This window comes from Burkholderia ubonensis subsp. mesacidophila (assembly GCF_002097715.1).
Lineage (GTDB): Bacteria > Pseudomonadota > Gammaproteobacteria > Burkholderiales > Burkholderiaceae > Burkholderia > Burkholderia mesacidophila.
On the sequence record NZ_CP020737.1, the window covers coordinates 613,133 to 638,518 of the forward strand.

At 65.9% G+C, this 25,386-nt stretch carries 24 protein-coding genes, 1 tRNA gene and 2 pseudogenes; 13 read left to right on the plus strand and 14 right to left on the minus strand.

The window, feature by feature from the left end; all coding sequences use genetic code 11:
* Positions 1–31 precede the first annotated feature (31 nt).
* From B7P44_RS02920 to B7P44_RS02930, 3 genes are all read right to left on the minus strand, one after another.
* Positions 32–1,327, minus strand: a complete 1,296-nt coding sequence (locus tag B7P44_RS02920; RefSeq protein ID WP_084900476.1) for an HlyC/CorC family transporter — start codon at positions 1,325–1,327, stop codon at positions 32–34.
* 143 nt (positions 1,328–1,470) lie between these two features.
* Positions 1,471–1,547 (minus strand) — tRNA-Pro (locus B7P44_RS02925).
* Between the two features lie 135 nt (positions 1,548–1,682).
* Positions 1,683–2,678, minus strand: a complete 996-nt coding sequence (locus B7P44_RS02930) for a polyprenyl synthetase family protein (protein ID WP_084900479.1) — start codon at positions 2,676–2,678, stop codon at positions 1,683–1,685.
* A 209-nt stretch (positions 2,679–2,887) separates the two neighbouring features.
* On the opposite strand from B7P44_RS02930, the gene rplU reads away from it, so the two are divergent.
* The 4 genes from rplU (at position 2,888) to proB (ending at position 5,976) form a co-directional block, all read left to right on the plus strand.
* A complete protein-coding gene (rplU, locus tag B7P44_RS02935) occupies positions 2,888–3,199 on the plus strand; it encodes a 50S ribosomal protein L21 (protein WP_006025184.1) in 312 nt (103 codons plus the stop codon).
* 24 nt (positions 3,200–3,223) lie between these two features.
* Positions 3,224–3,487: a 50S ribosomal protein L27 gene (rpmA, locus tag B7P44_RS02940; protein ID WP_034206341.1), complete on the plus strand. Its 264-nt coding sequence runs from the start codon at positions 3,224–3,226 to the stop codon at positions 3,485–3,487.
* 166 nt (positions 3,488–3,653) lie between these two features.
* Complete coding sequence (gene cgtA / locus B7P44_RS02945; protein WP_084900481.1) at positions 3,654–4,766, plus strand: Obg family GTPase CgtA; 1,113 nt, start codon at positions 3,654–3,656, stop codon at positions 4,764–4,766.
* 91 nt (positions 4,767–4,857) lie between these two features.
* Entirely contained in the window at positions 4,858–5,976 is a 1,119-nt protein-coding gene (gene proB, locus B7P44_RS02950) for a glutamate 5-kinase (protein ID WP_084900484.1), read from the plus strand.
* Positions 5,977–6,060: 84 nt separating this feature from the next.
* Here proB and B7P44_RS02955 read toward each other — a convergent pair whose 3' ends face one another.
* The 3 genes from B7P44_RS02955 to B7P44_RS02965 are packed head-to-tail and all read right to left on the minus strand — an operon-like array spanning position 6,061 to position 7,491.
* Complete coding sequence (locus tag B7P44_RS02955) at positions 6,061–6,669, minus strand: CNP1-like family protein (RefSeq protein ID WP_084900485.1); 609 nt, start codon at positions 6,667–6,669, stop codon at positions 6,061–6,063.
* 13 nt (positions 6,670–6,682) lie between these two features.
* The gene (locus B7P44_RS02960; protein ID WP_084900488.1) at positions 6,683–7,327 is read right to left on the minus strand and encodes an RNA pyrophosphohydrolase; all 645 of its coding nucleotides are present in this window, start codon (positions 7,325–7,327) and stop codon (positions 6,683–6,685) included.
* The gene (locus B7P44_RS02965; RefSeq protein WP_071733213.1) at positions 7,279–7,491 is read right to left on the minus strand and encodes a hypothetical protein; all 213 of its coding nucleotides are present in this window, start codon (positions 7,489–7,491) and stop codon (positions 7,279–7,281) included. Before B7P44_RS02965 ends, B7P44_RS02960 begins: the two co-directional genes overlap by 49 nt.
* Before the next feature lie 54 nt (positions 7,492–7,545).
* Between B7P44_RS02965 and B7P44_RS02970 the strand changes: the two genes are divergently transcribed.
* Both B7P44_RS02970 and B7P44_RS02975 read left to right on the plus strand, forming a co-directional pair.
* On the plus strand, positions 7,546–9,282 hold the full coding sequence (locus tag B7P44_RS02970; RefSeq protein WP_084900490.1) for a proline--tRNA ligase: 1,737 nt from the start codon (positions 7,546–7,548) through the stop codon (positions 9,280–9,282).
* A gap of 21 nt (positions 9,283–9,303) precedes the next feature.
* Positions 9,304–9,906 (plus strand): MarC family protein, encoded by a 603-nt coding sequence (locus B7P44_RS02975; RefSeq protein WP_042583062.1) that lies wholly within the window; start codon positions 9,304–9,306, stop codon positions 9,904–9,906.
* 79 nt (positions 9,907–9,985) lie between these two features.
* Here B7P44_RS02975 and B7P44_RS02980 read toward each other — a convergent pair whose 3' ends face one another.
* Together B7P44_RS02980 and ffh are read right to left on the minus strand one after the other, a co-directional pair.
* Positions 9,986–10,537, minus strand: coding sequence for a hypoxanthine-guanine phosphoribosyltransferase (locus tag B7P44_RS02980; RefSeq protein ID WP_084900493.1), 552 nt, complete (start codon positions 10,535–10,537; stop codon positions 9,986–9,988).
* A gap of 94 nt (positions 10,538–10,631) precedes the next feature.
* The gene (gene ffh, locus B7P44_RS02985; protein ID WP_076475313.1) at positions 10,632–11,999 is read right to left on the minus strand and encodes a signal recognition particle protein; all 1,368 of its coding nucleotides are present in this window, start codon (positions 11,997–11,999) and stop codon (positions 10,632–10,634) included.
* 88 nt (positions 12,000–12,087) lie between these two features.
* Between ffh and B7P44_RS02990 the strand changes: the two genes are divergently transcribed.
* The 7 genes from B7P44_RS02990 to B7P44_RS03030 all read left to right on the plus strand — a co-directional run bounded on the left by B7P44_RS02990 (position 12,088) and on the right by B7P44_RS03030 (position 20,085).
* Positions 12,088–12,984 (plus strand): cytochrome C assembly family protein, encoded by an 897-nt coding sequence (locus tag B7P44_RS02990; protein ID WP_084900496.1) that lies wholly within the window; start codon positions 12,088–12,090, stop codon positions 12,982–12,984.
* 14 nt (positions 12,985–12,998) lie between these two features.
* Positions 12,999–13,322, plus strand: coding sequence for a PP0621 family protein (locus tag B7P44_RS02995; RefSeq protein ID WP_084900498.1), 324 nt, complete (start codon positions 12,999–13,001; stop codon positions 13,320–13,322).
* Positions 13,319–13,909, plus strand: a complete 591-nt coding sequence (gene ampD, locus B7P44_RS03000; RefSeq protein ID WP_084900501.1) for a 1,6-anhydro-N-acetylmuramyl-L-alanine amidase AmpD — start codon at positions 13,319–13,321, stop codon at positions 13,907–13,909. Before B7P44_RS02995 ends, ampD begins: the two co-directional genes overlap by 4 nt.
* Before the next feature lie 449 nt (positions 13,910–14,358).
* Positions 14,359–17,337, plus strand: coding sequence for a ribonucleoside-diphosphate reductase subunit alpha (locus tag B7P44_RS03010; protein WP_084900503.1), 2,979 nt, complete (start codon positions 14,359–14,361; stop codon positions 17,335–17,337).
* 363 nt (positions 17,338–17,700) lie between these two features.
* Positions 17,701–18,912, plus strand: coding sequence for a ribonucleotide-diphosphate reductase subunit beta (locus B7P44_RS03020; RefSeq protein WP_084900508.1), 1,212 nt, complete (start codon positions 17,701–17,703; stop codon positions 18,910–18,912).
* An 82-nt stretch (positions 18,913–18,994) separates the two neighbouring features.
* Positions 18,995–19,321, plus strand: a complete 327-nt coding sequence (locus B7P44_RS03025; protein ID WP_084900511.1) for a hypothetical protein — start codon at positions 18,995–18,997, stop codon at positions 19,319–19,321.
* Between the two features lie 29 nt (positions 19,322–19,350).
* Complete coding sequence (locus B7P44_RS03030; RefSeq protein WP_084900514.1) at positions 19,351–20,085, plus strand: histone H1-like DNA-binding protein; 735 nt, start codon at positions 19,351–19,353, stop codon at positions 20,083–20,085.
* A 203-nt stretch (positions 20,086–20,288) separates the two neighbouring features.
* On the opposite strand, the gene B7P44_RS03035 is transcribed toward B7P44_RS03030, so the two are convergent.
* The 6 genes and pseudogenes from B7P44_RS03035 to prmA all read right to left on the minus strand — a co-directional run bounded on the left by B7P44_RS03035 (position 20,289) and on the right by prmA (position 25,383).
* Complete coding sequence (locus B7P44_RS03035) at positions 20,289–20,762, minus strand: outer membrane lipoprotein (RefSeq protein ID WP_084900517.1); 474 nt, start codon at positions 20,760–20,762, stop codon at positions 20,289–20,291.
* 19 nt (positions 20,763–20,781) lie between these two features.
* Entirely contained in the window at positions 20,782–21,720 is a 939-nt protein-coding gene (locus B7P44_RS03040; protein ID WP_084900520.1) for a carbohydrate kinase family protein, read from the minus strand.
* 88 nt (positions 21,721–21,808) lie between these two features.
* Complete coding sequence (tpx, locus tag B7P44_RS03045; RefSeq protein ID WP_084900522.1) at positions 21,809–22,312, minus strand: thiol peroxidase; 504 nt, start codon at positions 22,310–22,312, stop codon at positions 21,809–21,811.
* Between the two features lie 80 nt (positions 22,313–22,392).
* Positions 22,393–23,430: pseudogene (locus B7P44_RS35865) on the minus strand (DUF3426 domain-containing protein); the annotation flags it as partial.
* 840 nt (positions 23,431–24,270) lie between these two features.
* Positions 24,271–24,435 (minus strand): annotated as a pseudogene (locus B7P44_RS37900) (zinc-ribbon domain-containing protein); the annotation flags it as partial.
* Between the two features lie 45 nt (positions 24,436–24,480).
* Positions 24,481–25,383 carry a 50S ribosomal protein L11 methyltransferase gene (prmA, locus tag B7P44_RS03055; RefSeq protein WP_084900527.1) on the minus strand — a complete coding sequence of 301 codons (903 nt, stop codon included), beginning with the start codon at positions 25,381–25,383 and terminating at the stop codon, positions 24,481–24,483.
* Positions 25,384–25,386 lie beyond the last annotated feature (3 nt).

The following is a 25,386-nucleotide window of genomic DNA, read 5'->3' on the forward strand; positions in this document are numbered from 1 at the left end:
ACAGGGGCTGCGCCGGCAGTCGGCTATCCGGCTAACGCTTGGCGAGACTGCGCGCGCCGCGCGCCGGGCGCGGCCTGAAGAGCTTGACGGTGCGGACTGCCTGGTCGTCGCTGCGCATCACTTCGAGCATCACGTCACCGATCTTCAGGCACACGTCGTCCTCGGGAATGTCCTCGAGGACCTCGAGGATCAGCCCGTTTAGCGTCTTCGGTCCGTCGGTCGGCAGCTTCAGGTGCAGCCAGCGGTTCAGCTCGCGCAGCGGCATGCTCGCCGTGACGATGCATTCGCCGTTCTCGTCCCAGCCGCCCTTGCGCTCGCTGCGCGGCATCGAGGTCGTGAACTCGCCGATCAGTTCCTCGATGATGTCCTCGGGCGTGACGAGGCCTTCGAGCTCGCCGTATTCGTTGACGACAAGCGCGGTGCGCTGGCGGCTTTCCTGGAAATACTGGAGCTGCTGGACCACCGGCGTGCCCGACGGCACGTAGTATGGCTCGGCGAGCAGCGTACGCAGCGTCTCGCGGTCGAAATCCTGGTTGTGCAGCGCGGTCAGCGTCTTGCGCACGTGCAGCACGCCGAGCACCTTGTCGATGTCGCCTTCGTAGACGACGAGCCGGTTGTGATAGCAGGTCTCGAGCTGATGCAGGATGTCGTCGAGCGGCGCGTAGAAATTGAGCGATTCGATCTGGCGGCGCGGCACCATCACGTCGTCGACCGTGATGTTCTCGAGATCGAACAGGTTCAGCAGGATGCTGCGGTGCTTGGTCGGCATGAAGCTGCTCGACTCGAGCACGATGGTGCGCAGCTCGTCGGCCGACAGCCGCTGGTCGCGTCCCTTGGACGTGTTGATGCGCAACACCCACAGCACGCCGTGCGCGAGTTTGTTCACGAACCAGACGAGCGGCTTCAGCACGCGCATCAGCGGTGCGATGACGAGGCTCGCGGGCAGCGCGATGCGCTCCGGGAACGTCGCGCCGGCGATCTTCGGCGCGATTTCGGCGAACACGATGATCAGGAACGCGACGATGCCGGTCGCGATCGACAGCGCAAAGTTGTTGCGGCCGAACGTATGCAGCGCGATCGACGTCGTGAGCACCGGGATGATCGTGTTGAACAGGTTGTTGCCGATCAGGATCACGCTGAGCAGCTGGTCGGTGCGCGTGAGCAGGCCCTGGGTGGTCTTCGCGCCGAGTGCGCCCTGGCCGGCGAGGTGCTTCAGCCGATGGCGGTTGAGCGCCATCATCGCGGTCTCGGAAATGGAAAAGAAACTGGAGCAGAGGAGAAGCAGGAAGACGGCGCCGATTTGCGCCCATAAGGGAATTTGGTCCACGCGTCGGAAAGGGCAGTGAAGGACAGGGATGGAGGGACTATAGCAGAGGCCGGTGGCAGGGGCGTGTCGTGCCGGCGGCACGGGTTGCGCGGCGTGCGGGCAAAAAAAAACCGTGCACCTCGGTGCACGGTTTTTCACAAATCTGGTCGGGGTGAGAGGATTCGAACCTCCGGCCTCTACGTCCCGAACGTAGCGCTCTACCAGGCTAAGCTACACCCCGATTTGGACTCTTCCGACTTCGCAGTCTTCTTCAAGACCGCTGCGTCGTCGAGCAAGAACATAACTATAACAGCGCTTTTTCTAAATTGGAATACTTTGATGAAAATATTTTTTGAGTCGTGTGTCCTGAGTGCGCTCAGGACTGCCGCGACGTCGAATACGAGCACAGCTCGATCAGGCTTTCCTTGTAGACGGAATCCGGGAACGCGGCGATCGCGGCCGCCGCGGCCTGCGCTTCCTGCCGCGCGCACTCGAGCGTGTGGTCGAGTGCGCCCGAACGCGTGATCGCGTCGAAAATCGTTTCGAAGCGGTCGGTGCCGCCCTGTTCGATCGCCTCGCGCGCCAGCGCGGCCTGTTCGGGCGTGCCGCGCTCGATCAGATAGATGAGCGGCAGCGTCGGCTTGCCTTCGCGCAGGTCGTCGCCGGCGTTCTTGCCCATCGCCTCGGCGGTGCCTGCGTAGTCGAGCCAGTCGTCCATGATCTGGAACGCGGTGCCGATGCGGCGCCCGTATTCGGCGGCGGCCGCCTCGGTCGTCGCGTCGGCGCCCGCGAGCACCGCGCCCAGCCGGGCCGACGCTTCGAACAGCTTGGCCGTCTTGTAGCGGATCACCTGCATGTAGCGGGCCTCGTCGACGTCCGCGTCGTGCATGTTGAGCAACTGCAGCACTTCGCCTTCGGAGATGATCGTCGTCGCTTCCGACAGAATCTCCATCACGCGCATCTTGCCGACGCCGACCATCATCTCGAACGAGCGCGAGTAGAGGTAGTCGCCTACCAGCACGCTCGCGGCATTGCCGAACAGCGCATTGGCCGTCTGGCGGCCGCGCCGCAGCTCGGATTCGTCGACGACGTCATCATGCAGCAGCGTGGCCGTGTGGATGAACTCGACGACGGCCGCGAGCACGTGCCGCTGGTGAGACGTCTCGCCGAGCGCGCCCGCGACGAGCAGCAGCAGCGCCGGACGCAGCCGCTTGCCGCCCGCACCGATGATGTACTCGGCGATCTGGTTGATCAGCAGCACGTCGGACGCGAGGCTTTGCCGGATGACGCGATTCACCTGCTCCATATCGCTCGAGATCGGGGCGAGCAGGTGGGCGGCGCTGAGGGTGGGGGAGGCGGTGGACGACGACATGATCATGGAATTGGGTGATGCGGCGGATTATAAGTCGAATCCGCCGGATCCCGGTCTGTCGCGCGCGCCGCGAGCGCGATTTTGGCCATCCGGCCGAGGGGCCGGCGCGGCAATCGACGATCGGCTTTGACAGCGATGCTAACTCTCTGTATAATCACGCCTTTTCCGCGCGTGGTGTGCGGAAAAATGGATCCAGAGTGAGGTTCTCAATGTACGCGGTCATAAAAACCGGCGGCAAGCAGTACAAAGTTGCTGTTGGCGAAAAACTGAAAGTAGAACAGATACCGGCTGACATTGACGCTGAAATCACGCTCGACCAGGTTCTCGCAGTGGGCGAAGGCGAATCGATTAAGTTCGGTACGCCGCTGGTCAGTGGGGCTTCCGTCAAGGCCACCGTTGTGTCGCACGGTCGTCATGCCAAGGTCACCATCTTCAAGATGCGTCGCCGGAAGCACTACCAAAAGCACGGCGGCCACCGCCAGAACTACACTGAGCTGCGCATCGACGCGATCAACGCGTAAGCGCCTCGGTAAAGGAGCAATCAGATGGCACACAAAAAGGCAGGCGGCTCTTCCCGGAACGGCCGCGACTCCGAGTCGAAACGTCTCGGCGTGAAGGTGTACGGCGGCCAGGCGATCAACGCCGGCGGCATCATCGTGCGTCAGCGCGGCACCCGCATGCACGCTGGCGATAACGTCGGCATGGGCAAGGATCACACCCTGTTCGCGCTGGTCGACGGCCACGTGAAGTTCGCGACGAAGGGCGCGGACAAGAAGCATTTGGTCATCGTCGTCCCGGCGGCTGCCTAAGTTCAGGCACCCACGGGCTTCGTAGCCGAAAGGCCCCGCAGTTGTCGCGGGGCCTTTTTTATTTTGTCGCCGCGCAGGCGGTCGGTCGCGGCAGTTGGCCGGACGGCCGATTGTTCAAGCGCGGCTGAGCGCGGCACAATAGCGAAAATACTGGGCGGAGTAACGAATGAAGTTCATTGACGAAGCGCGAATCGAAGTCATCGCCGGAGACGGGGGCGATGGCAGCGCGTCGATGCGCCGCGAGAAGTTCGTTCCGTTCGGCGGGCCGGACGGCGGCGACGGCGGCCGGGGCGGCAGTGTCTATGCGATTGCCGACCGCAACATCAACACGCTGATCGACTACCGATACGCGAAGAAGCACCTGGCGCGCAACGGCGAGAACGGCCGCGGCTCGGACTGCTACGGCAAGGGCGGCGACGACATCACGCTGCGCATGCCGGTCGGCACGATCATCAACGACATGGACACGGGCGAGCTGATCGCCGACCTGACCGAGCACGACCAGAAGGTGATGCTCGCGCAGGGCGGCGCGGGCGGCCTCGGCAACCTGCATTTCAAGTCGAGCACGAACCGCGCGCCGCGCCAGAAGACCGACGGCAAGCCGGGCGAGCGGCGGATGCTGCGCCTCGAGCTGAAGGTGCTGGCCGACGTCGGCCTGCTCGGGATGCCGAACGCGGGCAAGTCGACGTTCATCTCGTCGGTGTCGAACGCGAAGCCGAAGATCGCCGACTACCCGTTCACGACGCTGGCCCCGAATCTCGGCGTCGTGCGCGTCGGGCCGAGCAAGAGCTTCGTGATCGCCGACATTCCCGGGCTGATCGAGGGCGCGGCCGAAGGCGCCGGCCTCGGGCATCAGTTCCTGCGCCACCTGCAGCGCACCGGCGTGCTGCTGCATCTTGTCGATCTCGCACCGTTCGACGAAAGCGTCGATCCGGTCGCGGAGGCGACGGCGATCGTCGGCGAACTGCGCAAGTACGACGAGTCGCTGTACGAGAAGCCGCGCTGGCTCGTGCTCAACAAGCTCGACATGGTGCCGGAGGACGAGCGCGAGACGCGCGTCGCGGATTTCCTCGAGCGCTTCGGCTGGGACGGCCCGGTGTTCGAGATCTCGGCGCTGACCGGCCAGGGCTGCGAGGCGCTGTGCTATGCGATCTACGACTACCTCACGGAGCATTCGGAAGCGCATCGCGCGGCCGAGGCGGAAGACCTTGCGGCGGACGTGCGCTTCCGCGACACGCCTGCGCGCGACGGGCAGGCGGCATCGGACGCCGACGCCTGAGCGGCGGGTGAGCGCCGGGCGCGAGCCGCCCGGCGCTGGAATTCAATCGCGCCCGGCCGGGCCAGGCATCACATACAGGAGACAGCGCACGATGCGTTCGATCATCGCGGATTCGAAGCGATTGGTGGTGAAGGTGGGGTCCAGCCTCGTGACCAACGACGGCAAGGGGCTCGATCATGCCGCAATTGGCCGCTGGGCCGCCCAGATCGCCGCGCTGCGCGACCAGGGCAAGGAAGTGGTGCTCGTGAGCTCGGGCGCGATCGCGGAAGGGATGCAGCGGCTCGGCTGGAGCAAGCGTCCGCGCGAGATCGACGAGCTGCAGGCCGCTGCCGCGGTCGGCCAGATGGGCCTCGCGCAGGTCTATGAAAGCCGCTTCTCCGAGCACGGGATCCGCACCGCGCAGATCCTGCTGACGCACGCCGACCTCGCGGACCGCGAACGCTACCTGAACGCACGCTCGACGCTGCTCACGCTGCTGCGGCTCGGCGTCGTGCCGATCATCAACGAGAACGACACGGTCGTCACCGACGAAATCAAGTTCGGCGACAACGACACGCTCGGCGCGCTCGTCGCGAACCTGATCGAAGGCGATGCGCTGATCATCCTCACCGATCAGTCCGGCCTGTTTACCGCCGACCCGCGCAAGGACCCGGCCGCGACGCTCGTCGCGGAAGCGAACGCGGGCGCGCCCGAACTCGAGGCGATGGCGGGCGGCGCGGGGTCGAGCCTCGGCCGCGGCGGCATGCTGACGAAGATTCTCGCGGCCAAGCGCGCGGCCCACAGCGGTGCGAACACCGTGATCGCGAGCGGGCGCGAGCCGGACGTGCTCGCGCGTCTCGCGACGGGCGAGGCGATCGGCACGCAGCTGATCGCGCGCACGGCGCGGATGGCGGCGCGCAAGCAGTGGATGGCCGATCACCTGCAGGTGCGCGGGCACGTCGTGATCGACGCCGGCGCGGTCGAGAAGCTGACGGCGGGCGGCAAGAGCCTGCTGCCGATCGGCATCGTCGACGTGCAGGGCGTGTTCGCGCGCGGCGAGGTGATCGCCTGCGTCGGGCCCGACGGGCGCGAAGTCGCGCGCGGGCTGACCAACTACAGCAGCGCGGAAACAAAACTGATCCAGCGCAAGCCGAGCGGCGAGATCGAAGCGGTGCTCGGCTACATGATGGAGCCGGAGCTGATTCACCGCGACAACCTGGTGCTCGTGTGACCTGTCCGGTCCGGTGATCGTCGATACACAAAAGCCCGCGAAAACGCGGGCTTTTTGCATGGCGGCTTCGGCCGGCCGGCGCGATCAGCGCAGCTGGTTCAGCGCGGTGCGGTGATACTTGATGTTCTCGAGGATCGACTGCGTCGTACCCAGCGGCATCTTGTTCGCGCAGAAATAGTCCTGGTAGAGCGCCGCGTGATACGCGTTCAGCTCGCCGTTCTCGATGCGGCGCCAGTCGTTCTCGACCGTGCGGTCCCACCCGTCGTGATCTGAATTGAGGCCCGCATACTGGCGCCATTCATACGTGTCGCAGCGGATGCCCTCGTAATTGACGTTGCGCGCGCCGGCCGGGCTCGTGACGACCACCGTATACCGCACGATGCCGTCGGTGCCGACCGCCAGCGACTTCGCGTCGACGAAGAACTTGAGCGGCGTGTTCTGCGACACGTTGAACGACAGCAGGTCGCTCGGCGTTGGCAGCGCGGGGAGCGTGTCGACCTTGTTTTCCTTCCATTCCCCCTGACGGTCCAGCAGATACACGAACGCGCTGTCGTCCTTGTTGGACGGCGCGTTTGAATGCGCACAACCGGCCAGCGCAGCCGCTGCGGCGATCGACGTGAGCGCGAGAGCAATCGCTTTCAATATGCATTCCTCGTAAAAAAAGGGCGCGACACCAAGGTCGCGCCCGGTCATGCAGTCCGACTTGTCATTCGCCGAGGATCAGGCGAGGAGGCGTCTCGTCGAGCGTGCTCGCTTCCACTTCGATCTCGGAACAGACCACCGATGTGTCGACAATCGTCAACGTCTGCCGGGGCTGCGAATCCACGACGCGCGGATAGCGCGGACGCAGACCTCGCGGCTTGTCGGCCCGCTGCGCCGGGCGGCGCAGGAAGCGCGACAGTTCCGTCAGCGCCAACTGATAGACATCCCGCTTGAACTCGATCACCGCATCGAGCGGCACCCAATACTCGTTCCAGCGCCACGCATCGAACTCCGGGTGGTCGGTCGCGCGCAAGCAAATGTCGCAATCGCGTCCTACCATCCGCAGCAGGAACCAGATCTGTTTCTGGCCGCGGTAATGACCGCGTACTTCACGCTTGATGAACTTGTCAGGCACCTCGTAACGCAACCAGTCGCGGGTGCGGCCGATTATCTTGACATGTTCCGGGTGCAGGCCGGTTTCCTCGTGCAGCTCCCGGTACATCGCCTGCATGGGGGTCTCGCCGTACTTGATCCCACCTTGAGGAAACTGCCAGGAATGCTCGCGGAGCCGCTTGCCCCAAAACACCTCGTTGCGCGCGTTCAAGAGGATGATGCCGACGTTCGGGCGAAAGCCTTCACGATCCAGCATACAACCACCTTCGAATCCTTTAAAATTGCTTTGATTATAAACAGATAACGGGCGCCGCGCACCGTAACGGAGCGAATCCGCGCCGGGCGCGCCAGTTGAGCTGTCCCTGATTTGTCTGCCAAGTCATCTGCGCGATCGTCGTTCGCCGCGCGCAGCTTTTTCATCTTGAATCTTTTTCGGGCGCCCCGCCTGGGGGCGCCGTTTTTGGAACCGTCCGCATGAAAGCTTCCCGTTTCTTTATCGGCACCCTGAAAGAAGCACCCGCCGACGCAGAGATCGTCAGCCACAAGCTGATGGTGCGCGCCGGCATGATCCGCCGCGTCGCCGGCGGCATCTACAACTACCTGCCGATCGGCCTGCGCTCGATCCGCAAGGTCGAGGCGATCGTGCGCGAGGAAATGAACCGGGCCGGCGCGATCGAGCTCCTGATGCCGGCCGTGCAGCCGGCCGAGCTGTGGCAGGAGTCGGGCCGCTGGGAGCAGTATGGTCCCGAGCTGCTGCGCTTCAAGGACCGCAAGGACAACGAGTTCGTGATCGGGCCGACGCACGAGGAAGTGATCACCGACATCGCGCGCAACCAGATCAGGAGCTACCGGCAGATGCCGGTGAACTTCTACCAGATCCAGACGAAGTTCCGCGACGAGATCCGTCCGCGCTTCGGCGTGATGCGCGGCCGCGAGTTCATCATGAAGGACGCGTACTCGTTCGACAAGGATGCCGACGGCCTCGCCGAATCGTATCGCAAGATGTACGACGCGTACGTGCGCATCTTCACGCGCCTCGGCCTTGAGTTCCGTCCGGTTGCGGCCGACAGCGGCTCGATCGGCGGCAACTTCTCGCACGAGTTCCACGTGATCGCCGACACCGGCGAGGACGCGATCGCCTACTGCCCGACCTCCGATTTCGCGGCGAACATCGAGGCGGCCGAAGCGTTGCCGCTGACGCCCAAGCGCGCCGCGGCCGCCGAGCCGATGGCGAAGGTCGCGACGCCGGGCAAGGCGAAGTGCGAGGCCGTTGCCGAGCTGATGGGGATTCCGCTCGAGCGCACGATCAAGTCGATCGTGCTCGCGACCGACAACGAAGGCGCCGAACCGACGATCTGGCTGCTGATGCTGCGCGGCGACCACGACCTGAACGAGATCAAGGCGTCGAAGCTGCCGGGCCTGAAGGACCACCGCTTCGCGACCGAGCAGGAAATCGTCGAGTGGTTCGGCACGCCGCCGGGCTACCTCGGCCCGGTCGGCACGAAGAAGCCGGTGAAGGTGATCGCCGATCGCACGGTCGCGAACATGAGCGATTTCGTCGTCGGCGCGAACGAGGTCGACTATCACATCGCCGGCGTGAACTGGGGCCGCGATCTGCCGGAGCCGGAAGTCGCCGACATCCGCAACGTGCAGAAGGGCGACCCGTCGCCGGACGGCAAGGGCGTGATCGACATCTGCCGCGGCATCGAGGTCGGCCACGTGTTCCAGCTCGGCACCAAGTACTCGGAAGCGATGGGCGCGACGTTCATCGACGAGTCGGGCAAGCCGCAGCCGATGCTGATGGGCTGCTACGGCGTCGGCGTCACGCGCATTCTCGGCGCGGCGATCGAACAGAACTTTGACGACAAGGGCATCATCTGGCCGGAGTCGATCGCACCGTTCGAGGTCGTGCTGTGCCCGATGGGCTACGACCGCAGCGACGCGGTGCGCGAAGCGACCGACACGCTGTACGCGGAGCTGGCCGCGGCCGGCATCGACGTGATCCTCGACGATCGCGGCGAGCGTCCGGGCGTGATGTTCGCCGACTGGGAGCTGATCGGCGTGCCGCATCGCCTCGTGATCGGCGAGCGCGGCCTGAAGGAAGGCAAGCTCGAATACCAGGGCCGCCGCGACACCGAAGCGACGCTGCTGCCGGCCGACACGGCCGCGGCGGCGGTCGTGGAGAAGGTCCGCGCCGCGCTCGCGCGCTAAGCCGGCCGACCGGAGGACACGGTGGAATACACCTTCCTGTCGGCCACCGTGCTCCTTCTGCTGATCACCGATCCGCTCGGCAACATTCCGCTGTTCATCTCGGCGATGCGGAGTGTGCCGCGCGAGCGGCGGGTGAAGCTGATCCTGCGCGAAGTGGGGATCGCGTTCGTGATCCTGCTGTTCTTCATGGTCGTGGGCGACCGCTTCCTGCGGATGATGAACCTCACCGACCTGTCGCTGCGCATCGGCGGCGGCATCGTGCTGTTCCTGATCGCGCTGCGGATGATCTTCCCGCATCCGGATGGCGCGCTGGGCAACGATCCGCGCGCGGGCGGCGAGCCGTTCATCGTGCCGCTCGCGATTCCGGCGCTGGCCGGGCCGTCGGCGCTCGCGACGGTGATGCTGCTGACGTCGCAGGCGCCCGGCAAGATGCTCGAGTGGGCGGGCGCGCTGACGGTCACGATGATCGTCTGCGCGGTCACGCTGGTGCTGGCCGAGCGGATCCAGCAATGGCTCGGCGAGCGGACGGTCGCCGCGTTCGAGCGGCTGATGGGCCTCGTGCTCGTCGCGATCTCGGTCGAGATGATGCTGGGCGGCATTCGCGTATTCGTGCACCAGCTTTAAGGCGCGGCGACGCCCCAATGTAAAAAGCGGCGCTCCGGAAGAACCGGAGCGCCGCTTTTTTATGCGGACCGTGCGGGCGTCAGGCGTTCGCGGTCAGTGCGCGGATCGTCGGCAGGTTGCGCCAGTAGCCCTTCGCGTCCATCCCGCAGCCGAACACGTAGCGGTCGGGCACGGCAAAGCCGCAGAAATCCGGGTGCAGCGGCTTGGCCTTCGCGAGCGTCTTCTCGCACAGCACGGCCGACATGAAGCGCTTCGCGCCCATGTCGAGAATGCGGTCGCGGATCGCGGCCATCGTCTCGCCTTCGTCGAGGATGTCGTCGAGCACGAGCACGATGCGGTCCTTCACCGATTCGCGCGGCGCGACGCGCCAGTGCATCTCCGGGCTGCCCTGCGTCGTGTTGCGGTAGCGGGTCAGGTGGATGTAGTCGAATTCCAGCGGGAAATCGAGATGCGGCAGCAGCATCCCGGTAAACACCGCGGCGCCGCCCATCACCGAGAGGACGAGCGGGAACGCGTCGCCGATCTCGACGCGGATCGCGTCGGCCATCCGGGCGATCGACGCGTTGACGGCGTCCGCCGAGACAATCTCTTCGGAGTGTTCGAAAATGTGGAGGGCTTCTTCGCGGTTCATGAGTTCTGGCGGGCAGTCGGTATACAAATAAGAATGAAGCAGATCGGGCGGCGCGCGCTACAGCAAAAACCCGCGCGCCGGCCGACGGGCGGAATCAGCGCAGGCCGGGCATCATGCCCTTCAGGCCACGCATCATCTTCTGCATGTTGCCGCCCTTCAGCTTCTTCATCATCGTACGCATCTGGTCGTACTGGTTCAGCATCCGGTTGACTTCCTGCACCGGCACGCCCGCGCCGGCAGCAATGCGGCGCTTGCGCGTCGCCTTGATGATCTCGGGTTTCGCGCGCTCGGCGGGCGTCATCGAGCTGATGATCCCTTCCATCCGGCGGATCTGCTTTTCGGCCTGGCCCATGTCGGCGCCGGCGGCTGCCTGCTGGAACTGCGCGGGCAGCTTGTCCATCAGCGACGACAGGCCGCCCATGTTCTTCATCTGCGAGATCTGCGCGCGGAAATCGTTCAGGTCGAAGTCGCCGCCTTTCTTCACCTTGTCGGCGAGCTTCTGCGCGGCCTGCACGTCGACGCCGCGTTGCGCTTCCTCGACGAGCGCGAGGATGTCGCCCATGCCGAGGATCCGGTTCGCCATCCGGTCCGGGTGGAAGATCTCGAGGCCGTCGAGCTTCTCGGCGACGCCGACGAACTTGATCGGCTTGCCGGTGATGTGGCGCACGGACAGCGCGGCGCCACCGCGCGAGTCGCCGTCCAGCTTGGTCAGCACGACGCCGGTGAGCGGCAGCGCATCGTTGAACGCCTTCGCGGTGTTGACGGCGTCCTGGCCGAGCATCGCGTCGACGACGAACAGCGTTTCGGCCGGCTTCAGCGTGCCGTGCAGCGCGGCGATCTCCTGCATCATCGCTTCGTCGATGCCGAGACGGCCGGCCGTATCGACGATCAGCACGTCATGGTAGTGGCGCTTGGCCCAGTCGACCGCGGCGAGCGCGATGTCGACAGGCTTCTGGTCCGGCGTCGACGGGAAGAAATCGGCGCCGACCTGTTCGCTCACCGTTTTCAGCTGCATGATCGCGGCGGGGCGGTATACGTCGCACGACACCGTCAGCACTTTCTTCTTGTACTTCTCGCGCAAGAGCTTCGCGAGCTTGCCGGCGGTGGTCGTCTTGCCGGCGCCCTGCAGGCCGGCCATCAGGATCACGGCGGGCGGCGTGACGGCGAGGTTCAGCTCCGCGGCCTTGCCCTCGTAGTCGCCGCCGATCACGGCGGTCAGCTCCTTCTGGACCACGCCGACGAGCGCCTGGCCCGGCGACAGGCTGCTGATCACTTCCTCGCCGAGCGCCTTTTCCTTGACCTTGGCGATGAATTCGCGGACGACGGGCAGCGCGACGTCGGCCTCGAGCAGCGCGAGGCGCACCTCGCGGAGCATCTCCTGGGTGTTCGCCTCGGTGAGCCGGGCCTCGCCGCGCAGCGTCTTGACGACGCGCGCCATCCGTTGAGTGAGATTGTCGAGCATGGGGAGCGATGGACAGTGGGGCCCGAAGGCGCGGCGGAACTCAACAAGGGAGCCGTCGCGGGAAGGGGGCCTAGTGTAAACTTCGAACATGGATATTGTACTGTATGCCCTCACCGCATTCCTGTACGGCGGCCTCGCCGTCGCCGGCTGGCGCACGCACCGCCAGGGCGCGGCGTCGCCGCTCGTCGCGAGCGTGCCGGCCGTGCCGGTTCCGGCTTCCGCCGTCTCCGGGATGAGCGGGCCCGGCCGCGCGCTGCTGTTCGCCGCGCTCGTCGCGCATGGCGTGCTGCTGCACATGACGATCTTCCCGCAAGACGCGATGGTGTTCGGTTTCGCGTTCGCGCTGTCCGCGATGTTCTGGCTCGGCGCCGGCATCTACTGGATCGAGAGCTTCTTCTTCCCGCTCGACAGCCTGCGGCTGCTCGTGCTGCCGCTCGCGTGCGGCGCGTCGCTGCTGCCGCTGGTGTTCGGCGGCGTGCGGGTGCTGCCTTATGCCGCAGCGCCGCTGTTCAAGCTGCACTTCCTGATCGCGAACATCGCGTACGGCCTGTTTGCGATCGCGGCGCTGCACGCGGTGCTGATGCTGATGGTCGAGCGGCGCCTGCAGTCGCTCCGAAGCGGCGGGCGCGACGGCTCGACGGGCTGGATCGCGAGCTGGCTCGAGACGCTGCCGCCGCTGCTCACGCTCGAGAAGCTGCTGTTCCGCCTGATCGGCGCGGGCTTCGTGCTGCTCACGCTGACGCTTGCGTCCGGGATCCTGTTCAGCGAGCAGGTCGATGCGCGCGCGATGCGGCTCGACCACAAGACCGTGTTCGCGATCCTGTCCTGGCTGATGTTCGGCGGGCTGCTGGTCGCGCGCAGGACGTCGGGCTGGCGCGGGCGGGGCGCCGCGCGCTGGGTGCTCGTGTCGTTCGCCGCGCTGCTGCTCGCGTATGTCGGCAGCCGGTTCGTTTTCGAGGTGCTGCTGCACCGCTCCGTGGTTTGACCGGCTGATTCCCGATGCGACAGATTCTTCTCCTCATCCTCGTGTTCTTCGCGACCTCGTGGGTCGCGCGCAAGCTGCGCCAGGCGCAGGCGCAGGCGCAGGCGCGGGCCGGGCAGGGCGCCGGCCGTGAAGCGGGGCCGGGCGCCGGCGCGCAGGGCTACGGCGGCGGCGCGCGCGCGGGCGATGCGCAGTCGCTTCCCGAGCCGATGGTGCGCTGCGCCGAGTGCGGCGTGCACGCGCCGAAGGGCGACGCGGTCGCCGCGGGCGGCGAATACTTCTGCAGCGCCGAGCACGCGCAGCGCCACGCCGCGCGCGTGAACGACCGCGGCTCGCGATGAGCGGCGCGCGGTCGCTGTCGATCGACGCGAACGGCTGGGTGCGCGACGCGCGCCATGCGCCGTCGCCGAACTTCGAGGCGCGGCCCGCGGGTGCCGTGCCGACGCTCGTCGTCGTCCACAACATCAGCCTGCCCCCCGGCGAATTCGGCGGCGACGCGATCGAGGCGCTGTTCCTGAACCGACTCGACTGCGACGCGCACCCCTATTACGATGCCCACCTGCGCGGCGTGCGGGTGTCCGCGCATTTCCTGATCCGTCGCGACGGCGAGCTCGTGCAGTTCGTGTCGTGCGACGAGCGGGCTTGGCACGCGGGCGCGTCCGAGTTCTTCGGCCGGCCGCGCTGCAACGATTTTTCGATCGGCATCGAGCTCGAGGGCGCGGACGACGTGCCGTTCGAAGCCGCCCAGTACGCGACGCTCGGCGCGCTCTCGCGCGGGCTCGCGGCCCGCTATCCGGTCGCCGCGTTCGCCGGTCATTCCGACGTCGCGCCGGGCCGCAAGACCGACCCCGGCCCGCACTTCGATTGGCAACGCTTCGCGAGCGATGCCGGTTTTTCTGCCGAATACTTTCCTTTCCGGCAGCACTGATCGCGGGGTTTTTTGACGCGCGGGGGCTATTTTCCCGGCGAATGCCTTGTCGCGTCTGACCGTTCGCGATGTCAAGGGCTCTATCGCAAATTCTCTGGTTGGACGTCGTTCGAATGTCCACTATACTTGGTGCCAGTTGAGCAGTTCTGCACTAGATATAGTGTGTGCCGCGGGGCAAACCCGGACGGCACGGACCGGCGGGCAACGCCGGCGGACAGAGTTCTCAGGGCGACGCGTCAGGCCGGCGGTCCGGGCGTCGCGATCAGCGCAGCAAGTGTCGACGGGGCGCAGGACACATGACGAAGCACCAGACCGGATCACGTGCATCACGACGACCGAACCGGCCCCCTCGACGCGTCGCTCGCGTCTTAACGCTCGCGCACCACATTGCGCAGCGATCGTTTTAATCTGCGGTTCCCCCGCATCACCCAACACCAGGAGCTTTGCACATGCAAACCACCGACAACGCGACGTCCCAATTCGAGAGCGCGTCGAGCCGCCCTCTCGGCGGGACCGAACAAGGCGCGCAGGCGCTCGCGCCGCAGGCCACGTTCGCCGACTACAAGGTGATCCGCCGTAACGGCAGCGTGGTGTCGTTCGAGCCTTCGAAGATCGCGATCGCGGTGACCAAGGCTTTCCTGGCCGTGAATGGCGGGCAGGGCGCGGCCTCGGCACGCGTGCGCGAACTGGTCGAGCAGCTGACGCACAACGTGGTGCGCGCGCTCGTGCGCAGCCGCCCGAACGGCGGCACGTTCCATATCGAGGACATCCAGGACCAGGTCGAGCTCGCGCTGATGCGCGGCGGCGAGCACAACGTCGCGCGCGCGTACGTGCTGTACCGCGAGAAGCGTCACCTCGAGCGCCAGCACGCGGGCGAGGAAGCGCCGGCGGTCGAATCGAGCGGCGGCGCCATCAACGTCGTCGACAAAGGCGTGACCCGTCCGCTGGACCTGAACGCGCTGCGCGCGCTGATCGTGTCCGCGTGCGACGGCCTCGGCGCTGCGGTTAACCCTGACCCGATCGTCGCGGAGACGGTGAAGAACCTGTACGACGGCGTGCCGATGAGCCAGGTCTACGACTCGGCGATCCTGGCCGCGCGCACGATGATCGAGAAGGACCCGGCGTACAGCCAGGTCACGGCGCGCATCCTGCTGCACACGATCCGCCGCGAGATCCTCGGCGAGGAAGTGGTCCAGGCCGAGATGTCGGCCCGCTACACGGAGTACTTCCCGCAGTTCCTGAAGCGCGGCGTCGACGCCGGGCTGCTCGACGACAAGCTGCTGCAGTTCGACCTGAAGCGCCTCGGCGACGCGCTCGACGCGAGCCGCGACCTGCAGTTCGGCTACCTCGGCCTGCAGACGCTGTACGACCGCTACTTCCTGCACGTCGACGGCAGCCGCATCGAAATGCCGCAGGCGTTCTTCATGCGCGTCGCGATGGGTCTGTCGCTGAACGAGATCGACCGCGAAGCGCGTGCGATCGAGTTCTACAACGTGCTGTCGAGCTTCGACTTCATGAGCTCGACGCCGACGCTGTTCAACTCGGGCACCCACCGCTCGCAGCTGTCGTCGTGCTACCTGACGACGGTCGCTGACGACCTGGACGGCATCTATGAGGCGCTGAAGGAAAACGCGCTGCTGTCGAAGTTCGCCGGCGGCCTCGGCAACGACTGGACCCGCGTGCGTGCGCTCGGCTCGCATATCAAGGGTACGAACGGCAAGTCGCAAGGTGTGGTTCCGTTCCTTAAGGTCGTCAACGACACCGCAGTCGCGGTCAACCAGGGTGGCAAGCGCAAGGGCGCGGTCTGCGCGTACCTGGAGTCGTGGCACCTCGACATCGAGGAATTCCTGGAGCTGCGCAAGAACACCGGCGACGATCGCCGCCGCACGCACGACATGAACACGGCGAACTGGATTCCCGACCTGTTCATGAAGCGCGTGATGGAAGGCGCCGACTGGACGCTGTTCTCGCCGTCGACCTGCCCGGACCTGCACGACAAGTTCGGCGCCGAGTTCGAGACGGCCTACACGGCTTACGAAGACAAGGTCGCCCGCGGCGAGATCAAGCTGTTCAAGAAGATCCCGGCGCAGCAGCTCTGGCGCAAGATGCTCGGCATGCTGTTCGAGACCGGCCACCCGTGGATCACGTTCAAGGATCCGTGCAACGTGCGCTCTCCGCAGCAGCACGTCGGCGTCGTCCACTCGTCGAACCTGTGCACGGAAATCACGCTGAACACCAGCGACACCGAGATCGCGGTCTGCAACCTGGGCTCGGTGAACCTGGTCGCCCACCTCGTGAAGCAGGCGGACGGCAGCTACGCGCTCGACCACGACAAGCTCAAGCGCACGGTCAGCGTCGCGATGCGCATGCTCGACAACGTGATCGACATCAACTACTACGCGGTGCCGAAGGCGCGTAACTCGAACCTGAAGCACCGTCCGGTCGGCATGGGCATCATGGGCTTCCAGGACTGCCTGCATCTGCTGCGCACGCCGTACGCGTCGCAAGCGGCGGTCGAGTTCGCCGACCGCTCGATGGAAGCGGTCTGCTACTACGCGTACTACGCGTCGACCGAGCTGGCCGAGGAGCGCGGCCGCTACTCGAGCTACCGCGGCTCGCTGTGGGATCGCGGCATCCTCCCGCAGGACACGCTGAAGCTGCTGACGGAAGCCCGCGGTGGCTACGTCGAGGTCGACACGTCCGAGTCGCTCGACTGGTCGGAGCTGCGTTCGCGGATCGCCGCGCACGGCATGCGCAACTCGAACTGCGTCGCGATCGCGCCGACGGCGACGATCTCGAACATCATCGGCGTGTCGGCATGCATCGAGCCGACCTTCCAGAACCTGTATGTGAAGTCGAACCTGTCGGGCGAGTTCACGGTGGTCAACGAGTACCTGGTGCGCGACCTGAAGGAGCGCGGCCTGTGGGACGAGGTGATGGTCGCCGACCTGAAGTACTTCGACGGCATGCTGTCGCGCATCGACCGCGTTCCGGCCGACCTGCGCGCGATCTACGCGACCGCATTCGAGGTCGATCCGACGTGGCTGGTCGAGGCGGCGTCGCGCCGTCAGAAGTGGATCGACCAGGCGCAGTCGCTGAACATCTACATGGGCGGCGCATCGGGCAAGAAGCTCGACGAGGTCTACAAGCTCGCGTGGCTGCGCGGCCTGAAGACGACGTACTACCTGCGCACGATGGCGGCGACGCACGTCGAGAAGTCGACGGTCGCGCACGGCGCGCTGAACGCGGTGCCGACGAGCGGTGGTGCAGGTGGTGGCGCGCAGGGCGCGGCGGGCGGCTTCGGTGCAACGGGCGGCGAAGCGTCGTCGGCGGGCACGGTGAATGCGGCGCCGGTCGAGGCGGAAGGTCCGGTGTGCATGATGCGTCCGGGCGACCCGGGCTTCGACGAGTGCGAAGCGTGCCAGTAACGCGGCGCGACTGACTCGGCAAGGCCCCGGGCGGCGCGCACGGCAACCGATAAAGGTTGAAGTGCGCGCCGCTCTCTACTAAAAAAATGATAAGGAATCTGTAACGCGGCAAGCGCGTTGCAGGCAGTGACAAGCGATCGAAGCAGCCCCGACGGCGTCACGTTTCGATCGGCGTTCGATGCGTCGAGCGCACCTCGCGATACATGTGCGACACACGTCGCGCGCTGCATGAACGACGATGCGTTGCTCAAAGTGTTGTATCGAGGTCGCAACGCGAATCGAAAAAGGGAATTTTCGTGAGCGAACCCTTTTATCGCTCAGGAAAAGATGGTACAAACCGTTCTAAATTGATGGTGAGAATTTATGCTCAACTGGGATGACGAGAAGACTGCCGTAACTCCCGCGAGCGGAGCGCAGCAGAACGCGATGCGCACCCCCGCAGGAATGGCTGTCGGAATGCAGGCCGCAGCGCCTGCCGCCCAACAGGCTCGTGACATTTTCGAAGGCGATCTCGCGGTCGCACCGCACGCACCGGCGGCACCCGCTGCTGGTTCGGAAGCGCGCGTGAATGTCGCCGACAAGCGCATCATCAACGGCCAGACTGACGTCAATCAGCTGGTGCCGTTCAAGTACAAGTGGGCGTGGGAAAAGTATCTGGCCGGTTGCGCGAACCACTGGATGCCGCAGGAAATCAACATGTCCCGCGACATCGCTCTGTGGAAGGATCCGAACGGGCTGACCGAGGACGAGCGCCGCATCGTCAAGCGCAACCTCGGCTTCTTCGTGACGGCCGACTCGCTCGCGGCGAACAACATCGTGCTCGGCACGTACCGCCACATCACGGCGCCGGAGTGCCGGCAGTTCCTGCTGCGCCAGGCGTTCGAAGAGGCGATCCACACGCACGCGTATCAATATATTGTCGAATCGCTCGGTCTCGACGAAGGCGAGATCTTCAACGCGTATCACGAAGTCGCGTCGATCCGTGCGAAGGACGAATTCCTGATCCCGTTCATCCATACGCTGACGGACCCGGCCTTCAAGACCGGCACGCTCGAGGCGGATCAGAAGCTGCTGAAGTCGCTGATCGTGTTTGCCTGCATCATGGAAGGCCTGTTCTTCTATGTCGGGTTCACGCAGATCCTCGCGCTCGGCCGCCAGAACAAGATGACGGGTGCTGCAGAGCAATATCAGTACATCCTGCGCGACGAGTCGATGCACTGCAACTTCGGCATCGACCTGATCAACCAGATCAAGCTCGAGAATCCGCATCTCTGGACCGCGGAATTCCGTGCGGATATCCGCGAGCTGTTCAAGCAGGCTGTCGATCTCGAATACCGTTACGCCGAAGACACGATGCCGCGCGGCGTGCTGGGTCTGAACGCGTCGATGTTCAAGAGCTATCTGCGCTTCATCTGCAACCGCCGTTGCCAGCAGATCGGCCTCGACCCGCTGTATCCGAACGAGGAAAACCCGTTCCCGTGGATGAGCGAGATGATCGACCTGAAGAAGGAACGCAACTTCTTCGAGACGCGTGTGATCGAGTATCAGACGGGGGGCGCGCTGTCCTGGGAATGACCCGCAGCAGCGACCACGTCACGACGATGAGAAGCCGGCCGCCGCACGGCGCCGGCGCAAGGTTTAGGAGCAAGAACGCCTGATGCAAAGCACGCCCGGTGCCTTAACGGCCCAACGACACGACAGGCACTTTGCGAACCCTTCAGTGGGATGGGCAAACTTCCCTCCGGAAAAAGCGGACAGCCGTGTGGCGGTCCGCTTGATCAAGCGATCTGGGGTGGCGGCGCGAGGCGCGCCGGCCACCGACTTGATTTGGCGCGCGAGGCCCGATGGTCACGCGCGCCATACCGTATTCATTAGCGTAAGCGTGTGGTATCCGCGTACGCCGATGAATAGCCCGCTTCGAAGCGCACGTCCTGAACAGCGTCCGCGGGAAGCGGGTTTTGACGAAGGGTGTAGTTTGAACTGACTCTCATCTGAACCTGAAGGAGAAAAAACATGGCTACCGCCAAGAAGAAACCGGCTGCGAAAAAGGCAGTTGCGAAGAAGACCGTTGTAAAGAAGGCTGCTGCGCCGGCGAAGAAGGCTGCTGCAGTGAAGAAGGTTGCTGCGAAAAAGGTCGCGGTGAAGAAGGTTGCTGCGAAGAAGGCGGCACCGGCAAAGAAGGCAGCAGCGAAGAAGGTTGCTGCGAAGAAGGTCGCAGTGAAGAAGGTCGCTGCGAAGAAGGCGGCACCGGCGAAGAAGGCAGCAGCGAAGAAGGTTGCTGCGAAGAAGGTCGCGGTGAAGAAGGTTGCTGCTAAGAAGGCGGCGCCGGCGAAGAAGGCAGCAGCGAAGAAGGTTGCTGCGAAAAAGGTTGCAGTGAAGAAGGTCGCTGCGAAGAAGGCAGCACCGGCGAAGAAGGCCGCTGCGAAGAAGGCTGCACCGGCGAAGAAGGCCGCTGCGAAGACGGCGGCGCCGGCGAAGAAGGCTGCTGCTAAGAAGGCAGCGCCCGCCAAGAAGGCTGCCCCCGCGAAGGCGGCCGCAGCTCCGAAGGCGGCTGCAGCTCCGAAGGCAGCCGCAGCTCCGAAGGCAGCCGCAGCTCCGAAGAAGGCTGCCGCTCCGAAGAAGGCTGTCGTGAAGAAGGCCGCACCGGCTACGACCGCGTCGACGGCATCGGTTGCACCGGCATCGGGCGTGAAGACCGCGCTCAACCCGGCAGCAGCATGGCCGTTCCCGACCGGCAGCCGTCCGTAATCGCGGATCGCTTTGCCACTCGGACACTCATGCAGTGTCCGCGGGTTGAGTAGCGCTACTCAATCAGTCCCGCCACCTGGCCCAGGTGGCGGGATTTTTTTTGCCCGCGCGCGGCAGCCCGGGACGTACGGGCGAAAAAAAACGCATGCGCAGCTTCGCGCATGCGTTCGACCGCGGCTTGCGCCGCGTGCTGAGGATACCGGTTAGTGCGTGACACGCGTGACGCCGCCGCTCGACAGCAGCCGCACGCGTTCGCCGGCGCGGAACGCCTCGCCGCTCGCCGCTTGCGTGATCGAGCGCAGGTCGCCGTTGTCGAGGCGCACGGTGATTTCCACACCGTTCGCGGTGCTGAGGTTTTCGCCGATCGCATTGCCTGCGACCGCGCCGGCGAGGCCGCCTGCGATCGCGGTGATGATCGAGCCCTTGCCGCCGCCGATCGCGCTGCCGGCGACCGCGCCGAGTGCGCCGCCGCCGAGCGTGCCGATCGCGCTGCCGCCGCCGTCGGACTGGATGCGAACCGCGCGGACGCTTTCGACCGTGCCCATGCGGACGGTCTGTTCGCGCTGCGCCTGGCCGACGCTATAGACGTCGGCCGAGCCCGGCGGCGTGAAGCAGCCGGCCAGCGTCAGCGTGGCGGCCAGCATGGCCCCGAGCGTGAGGGTGTTCTTCGTCAACATTGTTGCTCTCCCACAAAATTCATTTGAGACTGTAGCCGAATGCAGTCTCGAAGCGTGTGTCGATTTCGGCGCGGGTCAGCGAGTAGGATTGCGGCCCCTGGTGGGCGATCTTGATCGAGCCCATCAGGCTGGCCAGGCGCCCCGTGGTTGCCCAGTCGAGGCCCTTTTCGATGCCGTACAGCAGACCGCCCCGGAAGGCGTCGCCACAGCCCGTCGGATCGGCGATACGCTCGGCCGGCACGACGGGGATCTGCTCCACGCCCTGCTTATGGCGGATTGTCGCGCCATGCTCGCCGCGCGTGATGACGAGCGCGTCGACCCGGCTGGCGATTTCGTCTTCGGACCATCCCGTCTTGTCGCTCACCAGCTTGGCCTCGTAGTCGTTGACCGCAACGTAGGTCGCAAGTTCAATGCTGCGACGCAGCGTCGCGCCGTCGAACAGCGGCAGGCCCTGGCCCGGGTCGAACACGAACGGCACGCCGGCCTTCGCGAGCTCTTCCGTATGCTGCACCATCCCGTCGAAGCCGTCCGGGCCGACGATCGCCAGCGTGATGTCCTGCGCGTCGCCCACGTGGTTCAGGTGCGACTGCATCATCGCGCCCGGGTGAAACGCCGCGATCTGGTTGTTGTCGAGATCGGTCGTGATCATCGCGTGCGCCGAGTGCATGTCGGGCAGCACGCGAACGTGGTCGCGGCGCATGCCGAGCCGGTCGAGCCGCTCGAGATACGGTTGCGCGTCGAGCGCGCCGAGCGTGCCCATCATCCGTGCGTCGCCGCCGAGCAGATGCAGCGCATAGGCGATGTTGCCCGCGCAGCCGCCGAATTCGCGACGCATCGTCGGCACGAGGAAGCTCAGGTTGATGAGGTGCACCTGGTCGGGCAGGATGTGCTCGCGGAACCGCCCTTCAAAGGTCATGATGGAGTCGTAGGCGATCGAGCCGCAAATCAGCGTAGCCAAGGTGTGCGTTCCTGTAGAAATGAGGGACCCTGCGTGAAAGCGCCGCGCGAAAAGGGCGCGGCGCGACAGGGGGGAGCGGGAAAACGGCTTACTTCAGTGCAGCGAGCGCAGCGTCGTAGTTCGGCTCGTCCTTGATCTCGCCGACGAGCTGCGCGTGGATCACCTTGTCCTGCGCGTCGAGCACGACGACGGCGCGCGCGGTCAGGCCGTTCAGCGGGCCGCTCGTCACGTCGACGCCGTACGCGTTCGCGAATGCGCGGCCGGTGCGGAACGTCGATGCGGTCAGCACGTTAGCGAGGCCTTCGGTCGTGCAGAAGCGCGTCGCCGCGAACGGCAGGTCAGCCGACACGACGATCACGACGGTGTTGTCGAGCGACGATGCGGCTTCGTTGAACTTGCGGGTCGACGTCGCGCAGGTCGGGGTGTCGAGGCTCGGCACGATGTTCAGCACCTTGCGCTTGCCGGCGAAGCTGGCGAGCGACAGGTCGTTGAGATCCTTGCCGACCAGCGAGAAGTCGGGGGCTTGCGAACCGGCGGACGGGAACGTGCCGGCGATGTCGATCGGGTTGCCACCCAGCGTAACTTTGCTCATGTTCGTGCTCCGAAGTAGCGCGTCGTCAGGACGCGCGGGTTGAAACTTGAAACAGGCGCGCATCGGCGCGCCGCGGGGCGTCACGGATAGAAGATCTGGACGCGGAAATTCGACGCGGGTGCGCCATTCGTCTCGAGGCGGACGATCATCGTCTGCGTCGCGCCGGCCGGCAAGCCGGCGTTGATCGGCGTGCCCGGCCGGACGTAGTCGCGCGGGGCGAGCACGCGGCGCACGGTGACGTGATTGGTGTCGTCGAGCAGCGTCAGCTCGAGCGACGGGTACGCGAGCGCGACGCGGTAGCGGTTCGTCAGCGGCGCCTTCAGCTCGAGCACGCGCGGGCCGTCGACCTGGCGCAGGTCGGTCGCGTCGAGCCGCAGCCCGTCGATCGCGCGCGGCGGCGCGACGGTGCAGCCGAGCGGCACGCAGACGCGCTGGAACCAGCCGAGCGTGACCGGCCAGTAGATCATCAGCGTTTCGCGTTGCCACCATGCGAGCTGGAGCGCCAGCAGCACGGCGAGCGTCGCGGCCACGAGGCCGCCGAAAAAGCCGCCGAGCAGGCCGCGGCGCTGCGGCGCGCGGGCCTCGCGCGTGACGGCGAAGGGCGGACGGTCGTCGTCGGTGGCCGGGATGGCCGAGAACGGCTCGGGGGCCGCCGCGCCGGCGAAATGCGGTTCGCGTTGCGTGCGGGTGGAGGCGCGATCGGTGTCGTCGGACGAGGGGGCGTTGGCCGCGAAGCGGGGCTCGTGCTTGTCGTGCGTGGCGGCGAGCGGCGAGTGTTCGTCAGTGGTCGGCGCAGGTTCGCGCGTCGTCGTGAACGGCGCTTCGGCGGCGAGGCGCGGCTCGCGCACGTCGCGTGGTGCGTCATGCGCCGGGCCGCGGTCCGCGGATGCCGACGGTGCCAGCGGCTGCGCGGCCGCGGCTGCTGGAGAAACGGGGGACGGTTCCGGCGTTGCAGTCAGGCGGACGACGCCCGGTGCGGTTTCGAGCGCGGCATTCGCGTCGGGCAGCGCGACGGGAATCAGCGGTTCGGCGCTGATGTTCTGGCCACTGTGCTGCAACGACGGATCGACGTTGCCGTCGAGCCACGGCGCCCACATGTCCCAGTGATCCGGACGGAAGTCGGCATGCGTCAGGTGTTCGCCGGGCGCGTTGTCGACGAACAGCCGCGGCGAGAGGGGCGCGGGCAAGTCCGCAGCGTGATGCGCTTCGGTCTCGGCAGCGGGGCTTGCGGCAGTGGGCGTTTCGGCGGCCGGCGCATCGATAGCCGAGGATTCGATCCCGTGCACCTCGTCAGCGGGTGCCTTGATCGCAGGCGCATCGACAGCAGTCCCATCATCGGCGAGTGCTTTGAACGCAGGTGTTTCGACGGTGGGCGCTTCGATAGCCGGAGATTTGGTCGCAGCCGCTTCAAAAGCAGTCGCTTCATCGGCGAGTGATTTGAGCGCAGGTGTTTCGACGGTGGGCGCTTCGATAGCCGGAGATTCGGCCGCAGCCGCTGCGAAAGCAGTCGCTTGATCAGCGTGCGCTTTGAGCGCAGGTGTTTCGACGGCAGGCGCTTCGATAGCCGGAGATTCGGCCGCAGCCGCTGCGAAAGCAGTCGCTTGATCAGCGTGCGCTTTGAGCGCAGGTGTTTCGACGGCAGGCGCTTCGATAGCCGGAGATTCGGCCGCAGCCGCTTCGAAAGCAGTCGCTTCATCGGCGAGTGATTCGAGCGAAGGAGTTACGATGGCAGCAGGCGCTTCGGCAGCCGGAGATTCGATTGCAGTCGCTTCATCAGCGAGCGCTTTGACCGCAGGGGCCTCGACGGCGTGTGTTTCGACCGTGGGCGCTTCAACAGCGGAGGCCTTGGTCGAAGGCGCTTCGTCAACAGGCGCTTCGACCCTGGCCGCTTCTACGGCAACCGCGCGCTCGGCGCCGGCCGCCTGCGCGACAACGGCTTCATGATCCGCGTTGCCGCCGAGCGCCGGCTCCGGCTGCGGCGCATGCTCGTGGACGAGCGATTCCGCCGCGTCGAAGATTTGCCGGCAGTGCCCGCAGCGCACCAGCCCGCCGTGCAGCACGAGCTGTTCCTGCTGCAGGCGGAAGACGGTTTCGCAATGGGGGCAGCGCGTCGCAAGAAGCATGTCGAGCCGGGCGGCCTGCTGGCCGGAGTGAAGGACAGCGCTATTCTAATGGCTTTCGCGCCGGGTTCCGGCAAGGCATACCCAACCTTCGTGTTCGCGCCAGACCGAGATGTCGACGTAGCGCGCATAGACTGCCGCGACTTCGTCCGCCTGGCGCGCGAGCACGCCCGACAGCGCGATGCGCCCGCCCGGCTTCACCTTCGACGCGAGCATCGAGGCCATCAGTTTCAGCGGATTCGACAGGATGTTGGCGACGACGATGTCGAATTCGCCGGCAGGGCACGCGTCCGGCAGGCCGTACGTGACGTCCGCGCGGTTGCGCTCGCTGTTCTGCCGCGCCGATTCGACCGCTTGCGGATCGATGTCGATGCCGATGACAGGGTTCGCCCCGCATTTTTTCGCGAGGATCGCGAGAATCCCGGAGCCGCAGCCGTAGTCGAGCACCGACTGGCCGGGCTGCACCGTTTGCTCGAGCCATTCCATGCAGAGGCGCGTCGTCGGGTGGCTGCCGGTGCCGAACGCGAGACCGGGGTCGAGTTCGAGCACGAGCGCATCGGGATCGGGCGCATCGTGCCACGACGGCACGACCCAGATCCGCTCGCCGATCGGAATCGGCTCGAATTGCGATTGCGTGAGCCGCACCCAGTCCTGTTCCTCGACTTCGCGCACGCTGAACGCCGGTGTCGCCGCAAGGCCGACGTCGTTCGCGGCCGCCGCGAGCAGCACGGCGGGATCGTGTTCGGGCGGCAGCAGCGCGATTACGCGCGAGTGCTGCCATGCGGTGCGCTCGGGCACGAGGCCCGGCTCGCCGAACAGCGGCTGCTCGTCAGGCGTGTCCGCGTCGGCGTCCTCGACGGACACCGACAACGCGCCCAGCTCGAGCAGCGCGTCGGACAGCGCCTCCGCGTGCTCCCGGGCCAGTTCAACGACGAGTTCGCGATAGCTCATGCG